Genomic DNA, 15,996 nt, shown 5'->3' on the forward strand with positions numbered 1-15,996 from the left:
TTGGTGTGCTCATGTCATTGGAAACAGAGAATCTCTTGCGCGAACTTGCGCAGAATGCCGAAAGCGTTTGTCGTCATTACCTTCCCGCTGGCAGGCGGGAAGGCTCCTACTGGATGGTGGGCGATCTGCAGAACAACCCCGGCCGCTCGCTCTTCGTGCGGCTCATAGGGCCAACCTCGGGGCCGGGGTCCAGCGGTCGCTGGACGGACGGCGCAACAGGTGAGCATGGTGATCTCCTTGACATCATCAGAGAGCGGACGGGGATCACCCGCTTCCCCGACCTTCTCGCCGAGGCGCGCGCGCATCTTGGCCGTCCGGCGCCGGTCGTCCCGGATGGACCATCCCCCAAGAAGCCGAAGCCCCCGGGCGGAACACCAGAAGCCGCCGCTCGCTTGTTTGCAGCCTCGGTGCCGGTCGCAGGCAGTCTTGCCGAAACCTATCTCCTGAGCCGGGGCATCACTTTGCCGGTCTCAAGCACGGCCCTTCGCTTCCACCCGAAGTGCTGGCATCGGGATGAGGGTCAGACCAAATCCACCCACAGACCGGCACTGATCGCTGTGGTCACCGATGGGGCAGGGGTCCTGCAAGGCGCACACCGCACCTGGCTCGCGCAAGACGGAAAGGACAAGGCGCCTGTCGAGGTCCAGCGGCGGGCGATGGGTCACCTCCTGGGCAATGCCGTCAGGCTGACCCCGAGTGATGACATCCTCGTCGTTGGCGAAGGCATCGAGACCATGCTCTCCGTTCGAGAGGCGGCCCCCGGCCTCCCTGTCTGGGCGGCGCTCTCGTCTTCTCACCTTGGAGCCGTCCTGCTGCCGGAGGGATTGCAGCGCCTCTACATTGCCATTGACCGCGATCCGGCGGGGCGTCGCGCGGCGGAGAGATTGACCACCAGAGCCACTGAGGCCGGAATTGCCGTTAGGGCGCTGGAACCAAAGCTCGGGGATTTCAACGACGATCTCCGGGCCGACGGACCGGAAGCACTGCGTCAGCATCTGGCAGAGCAGATCGGGCCCGAGGATCGCAAGCGCCTGGAGCGCTGAAGCAACTCGTCCTGCGCAAGGGAGCAGTCTCAGGACAGTGGGGCAGGGGGCATCCCCCTGTCCCGGCTCTGGACCTTCATCTTTTGCCTCCCTCAGGGGCCAGTCGATCCCCGCATTCCCCGCACGGCCTTCAAGAGATGGGCAGGCGGCCGTCAAAGGCGCCGCCCCTTCAAGGACGGGGGGCAACTGTTTTCCGCCGGCGGGGACAAGCCCCGCCTTTGCATCGCGAAAGGCAAATCAGCCGCCCCCCGTCCTCCTCCACATGTGTTCCGGCCCCAAAGAGGGGGTGAAGGGTCGTCCCCCGTGACGGCTTTCGCAGCCCATGAAGGCCGCGCGGGAGAACGCGCGGACCGCCAAGAGCCCGGAGGCAAGAAGAAGATGACGTTCCAGACCCGCGACGACAGCTATGAGCCCACCCACACCGCGTCCCAGACCGCCCATGCGCTGGAAGAGTTGCAGCTCTACGGCTACCGCCCCTTCGAAGACGAGCCCGATCCGCGCCCGATGCCGGATGCCGACCGTCTCCGGGGCGCTGTCGCCGATATCTTCGACGCCCTCGTCGCGAGCCTCGCCGACACCCGGATTGAACCCGACCTCGAAGAAGTGCTCTGGGGCCAGGTCAATCTCTTCCACCGCGCCACGGCCCGGATCGAGCGGTCGCTCGACGACAACGAGCAGGGGCAGCGCCGCCTCCAGCGGGAACAGGACGGCTCCGAGGTGAAATCCACCGAGCTCGAGCGCCTGGTGGCCGAGGGCCTAACCCTGACCGAACGGCGGAACTGCATGGACATGATGCGCGACCACGCCGCCACCGAGTTCTGGCACCACACGGGTTCAACCTGGCGGCCCCGCACCGGCTCGATGGTGAACCACCAGCACCTGACCGCCGCGCTGATCGACAGCCGCGACTTCCTTGCCGCCAAGCGTCGCACCGAGACCGAGGTGATGTTGCCCGCAGGTCCCAAGGTGGCCCTCACCGGCGGGACCGACTTCAACGATCACCGCCTGATCTGGGGCAAGCTGGATCAGGTCCGGACCAAGTATCCCGACATGGTCCTTCTCCACGGTGGCAGCCCCAAGGGCACCGAACTCATCGCGGCCAAATGGGCAGAGGCTCGCGGCGTGACGCAGGTCGCCTTCAAGCCCGACTGGACCAAGCACGCCAAGGCCGCACCCTTCAAGCGCAACGACGCCATGCTGGATGTCCTGCCCGTCGGCGTCCTCGTTTTCCCGGGCAATGGCATCCAGGAAAACCTCGCCGACAAGGCCAAGAAGCTCGGCATCCCGGTCGTGAAATTCGAGAGGGGGGCGTGAGCCCCCCCCCCTAGACTTCCGCGTCCAGTCCCAAGCTGCCGTTGGTTGACAAACGAGCCCTAGGTCCGTTTGGCATGCGAAAGGGGGTCGTTCCGCGCCTGATAGTGTCATCGCCAAAGCCTGCGTTGATGCTTCGAGCCGGTGCCCGCAGCTTACGGAAACGGCACGAATAAGAGGAACGGCACAAAGCACGTTCGCCGACTTCATCTCGCAGCCGAAAGATCGAGGTTTCCTCGACGGCAGTGATCCGCTACTGTGATTTATGGCGTTGGAAAGAACGTCCTTTCTTGGGTGAAGCGCTGTAGCGTTGCGAGGACCAGTGGAACTACGTCCAACTCAGCTCTCGGCGATGACGCGCATATTCTCGTCGGCCGTGTTTCGTGAAATGGCGAAAAAAGGTCGATCGCCACTCTTCGCCCGTCTTTTTGAGCTAACTGGCTTAGCAGATCGGTTTGTCGGCGACACTACCGTTGGAGATGCGTTTGACTCCGTTTTTTCTATTCTAAGAGCGGAAGGCCGACGTGATGAATATGTTTACCGCTCGGCGCTCACACATAACATCCTTTTGGGCAAGCACTCGCTCAACACTGCGTGCATGCTAACCGAATTTCGTGCTGGTGCATGCAAGGCTGACGTTGCGATCTTGAACGGGACCGCGACCGTTTATGAAATCAAATCGGAGCGCGACTCGCTTTCTCGTCTCGCAAACCAGATTGAAAATTACAAGAAAGTCTTCGCGAAGGTCTATGTGATCGCGAGTGAAGGCCACGTTAAGGGCGTGCTCGACACTGTTTCAGAGGATGTTGGCGTGATGATGCTTGGATCGCGTTACCGCATTGCGACGGTGCGCGAGGCCGAGAACCGGCCCGACCGTATCTGCCCGACAACAGTATTCGAGTCGCTGCGGTCGGCGGAGGCCGTGGCGATCCTAAAGCGCCTCAAGGTTGCCATTCCCAGTGTTCCTAACACACAGCGCCATGCAGCAATGCGAGCTGTTTTCACTGAGCTAGATCCGACCGCCGTTCATGAAGCAATGGTGACAACTCTCAAGGGCACCCGAGACCTTGCTCCGCTTGGTGAACTTGTTGACCATCTGCCGCGCTCGCTGCATGCGGCCGCGCTTTCGATCCAAATCCGGCGCGCCGATCACTGTCGGATCGTCGAGGCGGTCTCCACCCCGCTTTGTGCGGCAAAGGTCTGGGCCTGACTAAAGCATGTATCATCCCTATTTTCGCGGCAAGCAGTTTGAGTTGATCACCATTCGCGAGATGGCGCCGCTAATGGCAGCCTCGGGCTTCGTGCCGATCATTGAGCCTGTTCGCGAGGCGCTTAAGGGGCTCGAACGTGCGCTTACTGAAATCTGCAACGCTAAGGGAAATGCGATCGTCATCGTCAACCCGTTCCACGGCGACCACTCAGAAGACGGTGGAAGCATCACAGCACTGCTCGAAAAGAGCTTTCTCGGCAAGGGCGGTATCACTGCCGGAATCCTTCTACAGAACGACATGAGCATCGACGACGCCCTGGCGTGTTATGAGAAGCACAAGGCGCACTCCCCAAGTTTCATCCACGCCGGTTTTACAGAGGCGAAAACGCTCGCAGAAAAGCTCGGTGAAGGGCTGGCCAACACGAGCCATGTCTTTTTTGAGAAATACTGTCACAAGCTATACCGCAAGCATTTCAAAGGCGCGGCAAAACGTGTTTTGCTGCGGGACGGTTTCGAGCGCCGCCGCAACGCCGACCACCCGACCGTCGAACTCTTCTCCGATCTCCATGTAACCTATGAAGAGGAGGATATGGATGGCTTCGGCGATTTTCTGATTGTCGGCGACGATTATACTGAGGGCGGGGGTCCGGCCTATGCGGTCGCGATCCACCTGACCTTTATCGATCCCGATGCGGACGAGGTGATGTATATCTATCATTTCGTCTCGACGACGAAGGACACCCCGACGGACCCAGCGGGTAAGTTCGCGCAGGCACTAGATAAGCTAATAAAGAAACTGGACGGCGGGAACTCCCACCTCTTCGACAGCAGCGCGATCAAGGAGTTTCGTGATCTTCACAAGAAGGGCCATTTCCCTGGGCTCGGCTCAGTGAAGAAGCTGTCGATGAACCATCATATCGAGACACTGGCGAACTTCCTAGGGTGACACGATGTCTAGGTTGTGCTGCCACAACTGTTTTGGGGACCGCGGCCTTCGCCGTGATATCATTCCGACCCTCAGCGTCGGCGAAGGAAATTGCGGATACTGTGCGACTGTTGGAGTGCCACTCGTCGAGCCGATTGCATTGCGCGACGTTTTCGAACTCCTCATCAGCGTGTATGAACCCGACTCAGATGGCCAGACCCTAGTCGACTGGCTCAAGACCGATTGGGACCTCTTTAGCCATCCGGCGATGGACAACGCCCATGCCAAGGAATTGCTCAGTGAAATCCTAGACGATGGCGATATCGTCCGCGCAAAGTTCTCGCCGTCGGCCGCTTATCACAGTGAGGCGCTAGCTCGCTGGGAGACGCTGCGCGACGAGTTGATGTGGAAGAACCGCTACTTTCTTGATGAAGTGCTTGATACAGATCGTTTGCGTGAACTGCTCGGTCATCTCCCGGCCGACGACATGCCCACGACTTGGTATCGTGCCCGCATCCTTGATCGCGAGCAGCCCTTTTTGATCGGCGAGATGGGAGCGCCTCCCGCTCGCAAAGCAACCCACGGGCGGGCTAATCCAGCGGGAATCCCATACCTTTATTTGGGCTCACAGCCACCGACGGCTGTCGCTGAGGTCCGACCGCATACTGGGGAAGTCGCTTGCGTCGCCGACTTTACCGTGCCCCCCCCTCTCAACGCTGTTGACTTGCGAAACCCTCGCGGGCTGGTATCGCCGTTTCTCCTCGCCGATGCTCGCGCTATCGGGCAACTCCGCGCTGATATTGCGTTTCTGGAGCGGCTTGGTGACGAGCTTACCCGCCCCGTCCTGCCGAGTGGAGCGGCGATCGACTATATCCCGAGTCAATATCTATGCGAATTCATCAAGAAAGTCGGCTATGATGGTGTCGTCTATCGAAGTTCCGTGAGCGAGGGGATCAACCTTGCTTTATTCGACGCTGCTAAGGCCGCCCCGGGTGCGGTGACGCTCCACAAGATTACCAAGGTCAGCGTGGAAGTCGTGGCCGTCTGATTCGTAGGCGCCGACGCGAGGTCGGCAACGCCACCATCGCAGAATGCATTTCAGCCGAGGCGGTCGATTTGACGATCGTTCCGACAAGTCAGCCGAGTAGCTCGTCCGGGTTCTTGCCTGCATCTAGGTGGGCGGCATACCAGCCCGGCTTGCGTCCCCGTCCGGACCAAGTGAGGGTCGGGTTCTCGGGATGCCGGTAGATCTTCGTCGAAGGCGCCCGCTTGTGCTTTGGCTCCTCGAGTTCCGCCAGTTCGGCGAGGGTGAAGCCGAGGTCCTTGGCGAGCATCTCGACCTTTGCGCGGGTCTCCGCCTTTTGCCGCACTTCGAAGGTGGAAATGGCAGAGGCCACGGACGTCTGCAAATCGCGCAGGTCAGCGAGCGACATGGCCGCCAGGTTGAAATAAGGCATCGGGTGCTCCGGTTGATCCAATGCGTCTGGCGTCCTCGTGCTGAGCCCGCGCGGCAAGAGATCAGCGGGGGCGCAGGGCAGGGGGGTCAGGTGGGCGCGGTGATCCCACTCTCCCTTCCCGGGGTCTTCCATCCTGGTCCTGACGTTGCCGGATGAGATCGGTCTGAGCCTGTCTGCTTGGGTTTCTCCCCCAGAGATCCGGCTGAGGCACCTTCCCTTCGACTGACAATCCCCTAAGCCTGTTCGGTTTCCTGCCCGCAACCCCAACTCCTGCCCGGGCCGTGTTGCCCTGTGCCAGGGCTGCCCGCGCCACCCCGGGCCCTCGGGGGTTTCCGGCTGGTCCCTTGGCCCCGCCGTGCGGATGTCTCCCGACAGGCTTCTGACGGGTCTTGTCGAAGGGATGGTCCCTTCAGCGAAATCTCAGGAGAACCACAATGCAGAACATCGTCATCCTCGCCGGCAACATCGGTCAGTCCCCGGAGGCCCGGACCACCCAGGGGTCTGATGCCGGAGGGGGCAGAATCCTACGCTCTCATGAGCGTTTTCAGGGTTCCTGACACGATTAAACTACCCCGCTGACACGGGTTGGTCAAAGATGTAGCCTGTGCAGGCGCTGGAGACGGTAGGCCGAACCGATGGTTATCATACTCTCATCCGCGGGTTGGTTACCGCCTGACCTGGTCCGATACGGGATTGCCTCTCTCTAAGAACGGATATGTTTCCCAACGTACTCCGAGGGTTTCCCTATCATTGGCCGCTGCCATCTCCAGCGTACTGCACAGGCATTCTGATCTGCCGAATTACGCTGGCAGAGGCGTCTTGCGAGCGATGTCCCAGATGAAGCCTGCCAGTTCACGCGCGATAGCAGCGAGCACTCGTGGCTGAGGTTTCCCTGTGTTTGACAGATGGCGGAACCGCTTGCAAAGCCGCGTTTGTGCCTTCCAGCCGATGTCCTTGATCTCCTGCGGCAGCTCCGCTGAGCGTTTCAGGAACTGTTGCCCCTCCTTGGGCGGGTGGCGATAGGACCATCCCGCTTCGACAAGCATCGTTCGGGCTAGGGCATTCCCGGTCTTTGTCAGGCGCCCACGTCGCGTGGTACTACCGCTAGAATGCTCGCTTGGGACCAACCCAAGCCAAGCCATCAGCTGGCGGGGGTTTTCAAAACGGGTGATGTCGCCAATTTCTGCAACCACTGTCGCCGCGATGATCGTGTTCACGCCTCGTAACGCGCGCAGCGCATCAACCACGGATGAAAAACGCCAGTCCTGAACTGCTTCATTGATTGCCAGATCCAGCGTCGCGACACGCGTCTCCGCCTGATCGACAGCGCGCTTCAACTCCTCGAATGCCAATTGCTGATAGGAGAAGCGGAAGCGACGCAGTTCAGCCAGCCATCGGCGGTGGCGCTTTGTCCAGTAGCTGCCATTCTCGTATCGCAACCCGTGCCGAAGCAGGAAGCTGAGCAGTTGTTGCTTGGCTACCTTCACGGCATCCATCGCCTGCTTGCGAGTGCGGATCAGGTCGCGCATGGCTTCCTGCTCCTCATCAGGCGTCCAGATCGGTGTCAGTTCCCCTGCACGCCACAACCGTGCGAGCATTTCAGCGTCCCGACGGTCCGTCTTCACACGATCCCCAGCCTTGCGGGGGATCATCGCGGGCGCAACAACGGCGCATTCAAAGCTGAGTTTCGTGAGAAGCCGATGCAGGCCATACCCACAGGGACCCGCCTCGTAGCAAAAGCTAGGTGTGTTGCCTGCAGCCGCAAGCTGCTTGGTCAGCCGCAAAACAGAATCGGCAGTATGCGCAATCGTGCCAAAAAACCGGATCTCACCGCCGCGGCCGTCCTGCGCAACGGCAACAGAAATCGTATCTTTATGAACGTCTAGTCCCACGTAAGTGACTTTTTTCATTCGCGTTTTCCTTTCAAACTACTCCGTGTTCGTCAGAAAACCACACTTGCGGCTCGCGCGCCGCAAAACGCTCATCTGGTCTAAGCCCGTTTCGGCCATCTGTATTCGCCAGTGAGCAGGATATGTGCCCAACCGAGGGGCGAGATATGCGCCATGAGGTGGGGAGAGCAGTCCAGGCCTTCGCGGCGGCGATTGGAGACGGCGACACCGAGATGCTTGGTGTTCCAGTAGATGACGATCGCGGCGAGGAGGTTCAGCCCGGCCATGCGGAAGTGCTGGCCTTCGGAGGTGCGATCGCGGATTTCACCCTGGCGGCCGATGCGGAGAGCGTTCTTCAGGGCGTGATGGGCCTCACCCTTGTTGAGGCCGATCTGGGCGCGGCGCTGCATGTCGGCATCGAGCAGCCAGTCGATGATGAAGAGCGTCCGTTCGACCCGTCCGATTTCCCGCAAAGCGACCGCCAGCTCATGTTGCCTGGGATAGGATGCAAACTTCCGCAGGAGCTGGCTGGGAGGCATGGCCCCTGACGCCATGGTCGCCACGCTGCGCAGGATATCAGGCCAGTTTGTCATGATAAGACGTTCCTTGATCGTGCCCCCGATCAGCCCCTTCAGCTCTTTCGGGCAGGCTGCCGGATCGAAGAGGTAAAGGCGCTTTGACGGCAGGTCGCGGATGCGGGGTATGAACTGGAATCCCAGCAGGGCGGTGACCGCGAAGACATGGTCCGTGAAGCCACCTGTATCGGCATACTGTTCGCGGATCTTCTGGCCGGCACCGGTCATCAGCAGGCCGTCAAGGATATAGGGTGCCTCGTTCACGGTGGCTGGAATGGTCTGTGTGGCGAAAGGGCCGAACTGGTCGGAGACATGGGTATAGGCCTTCAGACCGGGTTCATGGCCGTACTTGGCGTTGATCAGGTTCATCGCCTCACCCTGACGCGTTGTCGGGAAGAATTGCCCGTCGCTCGAAGCGGTTTGTCCGGCGCCCCAGAAGCGCGCCATCGGCAGTGCCGACTGTCCTTCGATCACCATGGCCAGGGCGCGAGCCATCGCGTCGCTTTCGACATGCCATCGCGACAGGCGGGAGAGCTGGAAGAAGTCGTGCGTGTTCGTGGCCCCGGCCATCTTGCTGAGGCCAAGATTCAGCCCCTCGGCAAGCAGGACATTCAGCAGGCCAATCCTGTCCTTGCAAGGCACTCCGGTGCGCAGATGGGTAAAGGCCTCGGTGAAGCCGACCTCCGCATCCACTTCGAGCAGGAGATCGGTGACCCTGACTTCGGGCAGGCGGTGATAGAGATCGAGCACCAGGGTGTCGGCTTCCTCGGGAACCGCTGCGGTCAGCCGATCGATTTTCAAGGTGCTATCCTCTATGGAACCTCCCGGTATGGCCCCGGCCTTTGCAGCGCGAGCCAGTCGGCATACAGCATCGGACAGACGCGCCTTTCGGTCGGCCAGCCAGGTTTCGGGCTCGAACGGCATGGCCAGCCTCGGCGTGTCGCGGGCGGCCTCGACCGGGACAAGCGCGTCCTTCAGGTCGCCATACCTTCGCGAATGCGCCAGCCAGATATCACCGGAACGGAAGGCGTCGCGCAGATGGAACAGGACCGCGACCTCCCATACTCGGTGCTCATCGTCGCCATTCAGGTGGCGATGCCACTTTGAAGTGCGGCGCAGGAAGGTCAGCGGTCGGTCGTCAGTCGTCTCCGTGCCCGCGATGATCCTGCTTGCCGCCAGCAGCGGTTCCGCCACGGGCGCGGCACAAATGTCGAGCGCCCGCAGCATGCGCGGCGCATAACGCCGGAAGCGATGATATCCGTGAACAACATGCGCCAGCGGGTCCGCGGCGAATGTATCGGTCAGTTGGGCGGCCGTGGCGACAAGCCCTTTGAGGGATGACCAGCCGCCCGCAGTACCGATGGCCTCTTCAAGGGAGGCTTGGTCCTCATGCGCTTCCAGAAGCGCCGCGCCCAATGTCTTGAAGGATTGCAGGGTGTCCTTCAGCGCAGATTTGGCATCGTTCATCCGGGCGTCACATCGCGATTTCGCCTCGCGCCACGTCTTGCCGACGATCCGGTCATGGGTCTCGACAACGGCGTCGGCAATGGAACTGCGCCATTCCAGCGCGCAGACCGCAAGAATGGCGAGGCGGCGGTCACCCGAGATATCCCTCAGATCACCCGCGAAGTATCGCTCGCCCTGCCGGCGCAGGCGCGCAATCCGGTGAGGAGGCACGTCAGCCAGAATGCCCCGGCCAGTTCCAAGGTCTGCAGGTATTCCAGGCGGTCCAGAAGGCGGTTCATGTCCGCCGAGTTCCGCCCGATCTCGAACTGACGCAGCCAGACGAACCGCGTGACCGCGCCGCCCGCACCATCGGTCAACAGGGCATCGAGCCGCGTTCGCATGTCATCGTTCAGCCGACCGGCGATCCGGGCATCGACCCGCCGTTCAGCCGCGACGAGCGCATCCGCGCAAAGCCGCTCGATGACCGTGATCCCCGGCAGGATGGTCTGGCTTGCCCGGCACTGCTCGACGAAGCGCCGTGCCAGGTCCTCGTTCGACCGAGTGGTTTCTGCGGTATCCTCAAGCCAGGTTTTCAGGTCCCGAGCGCCCCGCCCGGTGAACATCTTGTATCCGTAGATCTCGCGCAAGATGGCCAGGTGCTCATGCCGGGTCTCCTCGCGGGCGGCGTAGCCAGCCAGATCGTCAGGCTTTATCCCAAGTTGCGCGGCCAGAAAGCGCGTGACTGGCAGCGGTATGACCTCGCCCGGCGCCAACAACCGCCCGGGATATCGCAGGGCGCAGAGTTGCAACGCAAAACCGAAGCGATTGTGGGGGCGGCGACGGGCATGGATGATCTCCAGATCGTCGTCTGCCAGCGTGTAGTGGCGCAGCATCGAGGCGTCATCGGTCGGCAGGTCGAACAATGCCGCCCGTTGGCGGTCGGTCAGAATGCTGCGTCTTGGCATGGCGATCCTTCAGGAAATCGTGATGGACGACCGTCCGTAAGGGGATCGATAAGCGGACGTGGTCGAGGTGGCGGAGGGCGGCAAGGAAACCGCACCCCGCCACGTCTCGTATAGATGGTACGATTTGATTCGCACATGCGGCCCCTTATCCGTACACTCGCTGCATGACCGCAACCAAGATTGGCTATGCCCGCTGCTCCACCGACCGTCAGGATCTGACGGCGCAGCGCGCTGCCCTTGCAGAACTTGGGGTCACCGAAGATCACATCTACACCGACCACGGCTTGACGGGCACAAACCGCGCCCGGCCCGGTCTCGACCAAGCTCTCGCTGCCGTGCGCGCAGGCGATGTGCTGGTCGTACCGAAGCTCGACCGTCTCGCGCGCTCGGTTCCAGACGCCCGGGCCATCGCGGATCAGTTGGAAAAGAAGGGCGTCAAGCTTGCCCTCGGCGCATCGGTCTACGATCCGGCCGACCCGATGGGAAAGATGTTCTTCAACATCCTCGCCACTTTCGCCGAGTTCGAGGCCGACCTCATCCGCATGCGCACCCGCGAAGGTATGGCCATCGCCCGCGCTAGGGGCAAACTCCGGGGAAAGCAGCCGAAACTCTCGGAAAAACAACAAAAAGAACTGGGCCGGATGCACGCCTCCGGCGACTACTCTATCAGCGATCTCGCTGAGATCTTCTCGGTCTCAAGGCCGACCGTCTACAGGACGCTACAGCGGAAATCGGCCCAAGCTATTCCTTAGACCAGATGAGCGTTTTGCGGCGCGCGAGCCGCAAGTGTGGTTTTCTGACGAACACGGAGTAGTTTGAAAGGAAAACGCGAATGAAAAAAGTCACTTACGTGGGACTAGACGTTCATAAAGATACGATTTCTGTTGCCGTTGCGCAGGACGGCCGCGGCGGTGAGATCCGGTTTTTTGGCACGATTGCGCATACTGCCGATTCTGTTTTGCGGCTGACCAAGCAGCTTGCGGCTGCAGGCAACACACCTAGCTTTTGCTACGAGGCGGGTCCCTGTGGGTATGGCCTGCATCGGCTTCTCACGAAACTCAGCTTTGAATGCGCCGTTGTTGCGCCCGCGATGATCCCCCGCAAGGCTGGGGATCGTGTGAAGACGGACCGTCGGGACGCTGAAATGCTCGCACGGTTGTGGCGTGCAGGGGAACTGACACCGATCTGGACGCCTGATGAGGAGCAGGAAGCCATGCGCGACCTGATCCGCACTCGCAAGCAGGCGATGGATGCCGTGAAGGTAGCCAAGCAACAACTGCTCAGCTTCCTGCTTCGGCACGGGTTGCGATACGAGAATGGCAGCTACTGGACAAAGCGCCACCGCCGATGGCTGGCTGAACTGCGTCGCTTCCGCTTCTCCTATCAGCAATTGGCATTCGAGGAGTTGAAGCGCGCTGTCGATCAGGCGGAGACGCGTGTCGCGACGCTGGATCTGGCAATCAATGAAGCAGTTCAGGACTGGCGTTTTTCATCCGTGGTTGATGCGCTGCGCGCGTTACGAGGCGTGAACACGATCATCGCGGCGACAGTGGTTGCAGAAATTGGCGACATCACCCGTTTTGAAAACCCCCGCCAGCTGATGGCTTGGCTTGGGTTGGTCCCAAGCGAGCATTCTAGCGGTAGTACCACGCGACGTGGGCGCCTGACAAAGACCGGGAATGCCCTAGCCCGAACGATGCTTGTCGAAGCGGGATGGTCCTATCGCCACCCGCCCAAGGAGGGGCAACAGTTCCTGAAACGCTCAGCGGAGCTGCCGCAGGAGATCAAGGACATCGGCTGGAAGGCACAAACGCGGCTTTGCAAGCGGTTCCGCCATCTGTCAAACACAGGGAAACCTCAGCCACGAGTGCTCGCTGCTATCGCGCGTGAACTGGCAGGCTTCATCTGGGACATCGCTCGCAAGACGCCTCTGCCAGCGTAATTCGGCAGATCAGAATGCCTGTGCAGTACGCTGGAGATGGCAGCGGCCAATGATAGGGAAACCCTCGGAGTACGTTGGGAAACATATCCGTTCTTAGAGAGAGGCAATCCCGTATCGGACCAGGTCAGGCGGTAACCAACCCGCGGATGAGAGTATGATAACCATCGGTTCGGCCTACCGTCTCCAGCGCCTGCACAGGCTACATCTTTGACCAACCCGTGTCAGCGGGGTAGTTTAATCGTGTCAGGAACCCTGAAAACGCTCATGAGAGCGTAGGATTCTGCCCCCTCCGGCATCAGACCCCACATAGGGAATCAGGCTCTCGCGCTCGGCCTGGAAGACATCCCCGTTCGTTCGATCCTTGAGTTCCGGGTGGGGGTTGGCCTTCGCCCAGGCCACGCAGCGATCCTCGAGCCAGGCGTTGAGCTCGGCGTAGCTCTTGAACCTCGGCCGCGGCACGAAGAACCGCCGTCGCACGACGCCAACCTAGTTCTCGACCTGACCCTTCTCCCAGCCCGAAGCCGGGGTGCAGGCGACCGGATCGACGAGGTAGTGACCGCACATTTGCTGGAATCGCCGGTTGTAGGCTCGGTCGCGCCCGACAAAGATCGTGTCCACCGCCGTCTTCATGTTGTCGTAGATGCCCCGCGTGCAGGTGCCGTCGAAAAAAGAGAAGGCCTTGTCATGGGCATCAAAGACCATCTCCTGCGTCTCGCGAGGATAGGCCCGGACAAAAAGCATGCGGCTGTGACACAGGCGAACATAGGCGACCTTTACCGTGGTCGTGACCCCGTCGATGAGCACGATCTCATGGCTCCAGTCGAACTGGTAAGCTTCGCCGGGATCGAAGGTCAGGGGAACATAGGCTGCGGCTGATGCCGATCGTTCTTCCTTACTCCAGGATGCCGCATACCGCCGGACGGCGTCGTAGCCGCCATCATACCCGCGAGCCCGCAACTCCTCGAAAATCCTGATCAGGGTCAGCCGGTCACGCTTCGCCTTCCGGGCATTGGCCGCAAGCATCTCGTCCAGTTCATCGGTCCACGGCCCGATCTTCGGAAACGGCTGGACGGTGAGCTCATAGGTCAGTTCGGTGATACCGGACCTGATCACCTTGCGCACGGTGTTCCGCGAAACCCGGAACTCGCGGCAGATCTCCTTGATCTTCTTCTCCTGAAAATACGCCCGCCGGATCTTCGAAATCGTCTCCACGACCAACATCCCACACTGTGCTCCCCGATAACCTCGGGAGCATCATCACCATCAGTGCAAGGGGGTCATTTTTGGATGCCGATCACCCCCGCCACGGGGTCAATTCTGCATGCTTGTTCACAGATGGCCTGTTACTTCAACCCAACGATCATACTCACAGTCCGCACCGTGCAACTCCGGGCGAGATTTTGACGGCAACTACGACCGACCTCCTCTGCCCCCAAAATAATGGTCTCCACATGCCGCCGGCGCCCCTACGACTGGCCTGGTTTTGCGCCGCCACGTGGCCGGATTTTACTTCGGCGTTGATATCCAGTTCGATGAGCCGCCGACCAAACGGGCAATCGCCGTGCTTTCGTCCTGTCTTGTGTTCATCTGTACCCGCTTTTCTGCCAGCGCTTGCACTGGTGACCCGATTTGTTCGGGTCAATGTCGCGTTCGATGTTTAACTGGGCCCCTCATGCCTTGCATGAAAAAGAGGCGGCACCGAGTATCCGGCGCCGCCAAGTGGTCGCCCCCAGGGAGGCAAAAAGGGCGAATGATATCCTAGATTCATCCGCTAGATTGCTGTCTTTTAGGGCAATGCACACCCTTGAAATTGTTATTCTGACAACCGCAATCCACAATCACCTGACACCGCTGCCAGATCCCATGTGCAACCGGAACAAGAAGACTTACGACTCAGTCGAAGCTTCAGCCCAACCGCATCCGCTAGTCCGGCCACTGCACGGAGAAGGAAAGAGTGGCGGGCGCCACGCGGTTCGGGGCGCCCTGCCTAGTCAGTTCGGAGCCGCCGCGAGGGTGCCGCGCAGCTTCTCGGCCTCCACGCCCATGCGGGCGAAGTGGTAATCCGGCAGGTCCGGCTGCAAATTTTCGGCTCCCCAGAGGTTGCCGCATGCCGGCTCGATCTTGAGTTCCACGAAATGCGGGCCGGGAGCTACCAGTAGATCGGGCAGGGCCTTCCGGAAGGCTTCATGGTCGGCAAAGTGATGCGTGCTTTTGTAGCCCGCCGCCTGGGCCATCTCGCTGTAGCGCACGTCGGCGCTGCCCGGCACATCGAGATTGACCATGTTCTCGAACCACACGCCGTTGTTGAAGACGATGTGGATGAAGTTTTTCGGTGCGTTCTCGACACAAGTGACGAGCGAGCCCAGCTGCATCTGCAGGCTACCGTCGCCGTCGAGCACGATGACCGACCGTTTGGGCTGGCTCAGCGCGAGGCCGAGCCCCAGCGCCGAGGCGCCGCCCATCAGCGGCACGCAGCTAACGCGCAGGGTTTCGGGGGCCAGGGTGTCGACCCACTTAATCGCCGACATCGTTGGCACGAGGATGCCTTCGCCGACATATTCTATGACGGCCCTAACGGCCTGTTCGCATTTCATGGCTTATCCTTTCCTGAGACGCCGAAATCGGAGACGCGGACGCGCCTACTGCCACGCCATATTGCGATCGAAGATCACTGCCGTGGGCCAGCTACGGCGCTCGCTCTCGGCATAAGCTTCGGAGATCTTCGCGAGGTCTGTCGTGGTCTCGACCTTCCAGTAGGGGATATCGAGCAGCTCGAGTAGCGGCTCCAGAATCCGGACGATCCGGCGCGAGGAGGCGGTGGTCGGCTGGCCAAAATTGTCGGGTTCGCGCCCGAACTGACCGATCATCATCACCAGCGGTATATTGGAATCGAGCCCAATGCCACGCAGCGCGTTGAGCCCTGCATAGAGCCCCTGGTTCTGGATCACAACGGCAGAGCGCTGGCCGCCGATATGCAGCCCGGCGGCCACGAGAAAAGCCTCATCTTCGGTGGTGCATTTCTGTACGCGCACCGCCGGCGCCTCGGCGGTGTCCTGTTGCGTGTCGAGCGCGCGTTGCAGGGGGAGCTGCACCCAGTCGGATACCGTCACGACATTGCCGACGCCATTCGCACGGAGAACCTGGAGAACCTGCTCACCGTTGGGCGCTGTCCCGGCTTGCGCCGGGTGGTATTCGGGTTGTGCTTGGGTCATGTGTTGTCCTGTCTGTTGTAG

Annotated in this window: 11 protein-coding genes and 2 pseudogenes; 7 read left to right on the forward strand and 6 right to left on the reverse strand. The window is 60.9% G+C overall.

Annotated elements, in window-relative coordinates; genetic code table 11:
- Positions 1–11 precede the first annotated feature (11 nt).
- The 5 genes from NT26_RS21440 (at position 12) to NT26_RS21460 (ending at position 5,537) form a co-directional block, all read left to right on the forward strand.
- Positions 12–1,043, forward strand: coding sequence for a DUF7146 domain-containing protein (locus NT26_RS21440; protein ID WP_052642749.1), 1,032 nt, complete (start codon positions 12–14; stop codon positions 1,041–1,043).
- 378 nt (positions 1,044–1,421) lie between these two features.
- Positions 1,422–2,357, forward strand: coding sequence for a DUF2493 domain-containing protein (locus tag NT26_RS21445; RefSeq protein WP_052642969.1), 936 nt, complete (start codon positions 1,422–1,424; stop codon positions 2,355–2,357).
- Between the two features lie 349 nt (positions 2,358–2,706).
- Positions 2,707–3,564 carry a sce7726 family protein gene (locus tag NT26_RS21450; protein ID WP_052642751.1) on the forward strand — a complete coding sequence of 286 codons (858 nt, stop codon included), beginning with the start codon at positions 2,707–2,709 and terminating at the stop codon, positions 3,562–3,564.
- Between the two features lie 7 nt (positions 3,565–3,571).
- The gene (locus NT26_RS21455) at positions 3,572–4,510 is read left to right on the forward strand and encodes a sce7725 family protein (protein ID WP_052642753.1); all 939 of its coding nucleotides are present in this window, start codon (positions 3,572–3,574) and stop codon (positions 4,508–4,510) included.
- A gap of 4 nt (positions 4,511–4,514) precedes the next feature.
- The gene (locus tag NT26_RS21460) at positions 4,515–5,537 is read left to right on the forward strand and encodes an RES family NAD+ phosphorylase (protein WP_052642755.1); all 1,023 of its coding nucleotides are present in this window, start codon (positions 4,515–4,517) and stop codon (positions 5,535–5,537) included.
- A gap of 88 nt (positions 5,538–5,625) precedes the next feature.
- On the opposite strand, the gene NT26_RS21465 is transcribed toward NT26_RS21460, so the two are convergent.
- The 3 genes and pseudogenes from NT26_RS21465 to NT26_RS21475 form a co-directional block, all read right to left on the reverse strand.
- Entirely contained in the window at positions 5,626–5,946 is a 321-nt protein-coding gene (locus NT26_RS21465; RefSeq protein ID WP_052642757.1) for an H-NS histone family protein, read from the reverse strand.
- Between the two features lie 800 nt (positions 5,947–6,746).
- Complete coding sequence (locus NT26_RS21470; RefSeq protein WP_052642759.1) at positions 6,747–7,856, reverse strand: IS110 family RNA-guided transposase; 1,110 nt, start codon at positions 7,854–7,856, stop codon at positions 6,747–6,749.
- A gap of 80 nt (positions 7,857–7,936) precedes the next feature.
- Positions 7,937–10,821: pseudogene (locus tag NT26_RS21475) on the reverse strand (Tn3-like element ISRsp12 family transposase).
- Positions 10,822–10,985: 164 nt separating this feature from the next.
- Here NT26_RS21475 and NT26_RS21480 point away from each other — a divergent pair.
- Together NT26_RS21480 and NT26_RS21485 are read left to right on the forward strand one after the other, a co-directional pair.
- Complete coding sequence (locus NT26_RS21480) at positions 10,986–11,573, forward strand: recombinase family protein (RefSeq protein WP_052642761.1); 588 nt, start codon at positions 10,986–10,988, stop codon at positions 11,571–11,573.
- 80 nt (positions 11,574–11,653) lie between these two features.
- The gene (locus tag NT26_RS21485) at positions 11,654–12,763 is read left to right on the forward strand and encodes an IS110 family RNA-guided transposase (protein ID WP_052642759.1); all 1,110 of its coding nucleotides are present in this window, start codon (positions 11,654–11,656) and stop codon (positions 12,761–12,763) included.
- A gap of 300 nt (positions 12,764–13,063) precedes the next feature.
- Here the strand turns inward: NT26_RS21485 and istA are convergent.
- From istA to NT26_RS21500, 3 genes and pseudogenes are all read right to left on the reverse strand, one after another.
- A pseudogene (gene istA / locus NT26_RS21490) lies at positions 13,064–13,984 on the reverse strand (IS21 family transposase); the annotation flags it as partial.
- 770 nt (positions 13,985–14,754) lie between these two features.
- On the reverse strand, positions 14,755–15,357 hold the full coding sequence (locus tag NT26_RS21495) for a thiamine pyrophosphate-dependent enzyme (RefSeq protein WP_052642763.1): 603 nt from the start codon (positions 15,355–15,357) through the stop codon (positions 14,755–14,757).
- 45 nt (positions 15,358–15,402) lie between these two features.
- Complete coding sequence (locus tag NT26_RS21500) at positions 15,403–15,975, reverse strand: hypothetical protein (RefSeq protein WP_065814609.1); 573 nt, start codon at positions 15,973–15,975, stop codon at positions 15,403–15,405.
- Positions 15,976–15,996: the final 21 nt, after the last annotated feature.

Origin of the sequence: Pseudorhizobium banfieldiae, from assembly GCF_000967425.1 — a bacterium.
In the GTDB taxonomy this organism is placed as follows: domain Bacteria; phylum Pseudomonadota; class Alphaproteobacteria; order Rhizobiales; family Rhizobiaceae; genus Neorhizobium; species Neorhizobium banfieldiae.

What these genes read in the sequence shown, in the direction of transcription:
- NT26_RS21455 (WP_052642753.1), top strand. Translation starts at nt 3,572, where the DNA reads ATGTATCATCCCTATTTTCGCGGCAAGCAGTTTGAGTTGATCACCATT.
- NT26_RS21445 (WP_052642969.1), top strand. Translation starts at nt 1,422, where the DNA reads ATGACGTTCCAGACCCGCGACGACAGCTATGAGCCCACCCACACCGCG.
- NT26_RS21440 (WP_052642749.1), top strand. Translation starts at nt 12, where the DNA reads ATGTCATTGGAAACAGAGAATCTCTTGCGCGAACTTGCGCAGAATGCC.
- NT26_RS21465 (WP_052642757.1), bottom strand. Translation starts at nt 5,946, where the DNA reads ATGCCTTATTTCAACCTGGCGGCCATGTCGCTCGCTGACCTGCGCGAT.
- NT26_RS21450 (WP_052642751.1), top strand. Translation starts at nt 2,707, where the DNA reads ATGACGCGCATATTCTCGTCGGCCGTGTTTCGTGAAATGGCGAAAAAA.
- NT26_RS21485 (WP_052642759.1), top strand. Translation starts at nt 11,654, where the DNA reads ATGAAAAAAGTCACTTACGTGGGACTAGACGTTCATAAAGATACGATT.
- NT26_RS21480 (WP_052642761.1), top strand. Translation starts at nt 10,986, where the DNA reads ATGACCGCAACCAAGATTGGCTATGCCCGCTGCTCCACCGACCGTCAG.
- NT26_RS21500 (WP_065814609.1), bottom strand. Translation starts at nt 15,975, where the DNA reads ATGACCCAAGCACAACCCGAATACCACCCGGCGCAAGCCGGGACAGCG.
- NT26_RS21495 (WP_052642763.1), bottom strand. Translation starts at nt 15,357, where the DNA reads ATGAAATGCGAACAGGCCGTTAGGGCCGTCATAGAATATGTCGGCGAA.
- NT26_RS21460 (WP_052642755.1), top strand. Translation starts at nt 4,515, where the DNA reads ATGTCTAGGTTGTGCTGCCACAACTGTTTTGGGGACCGCGGCCTTCGC.
- NT26_RS21470 (WP_052642759.1), bottom strand. Translation starts at nt 7,856, where the DNA reads ATGAAAAAAGTCACTTACGTGGGACTAGACGTTCATAAAGATACGATT.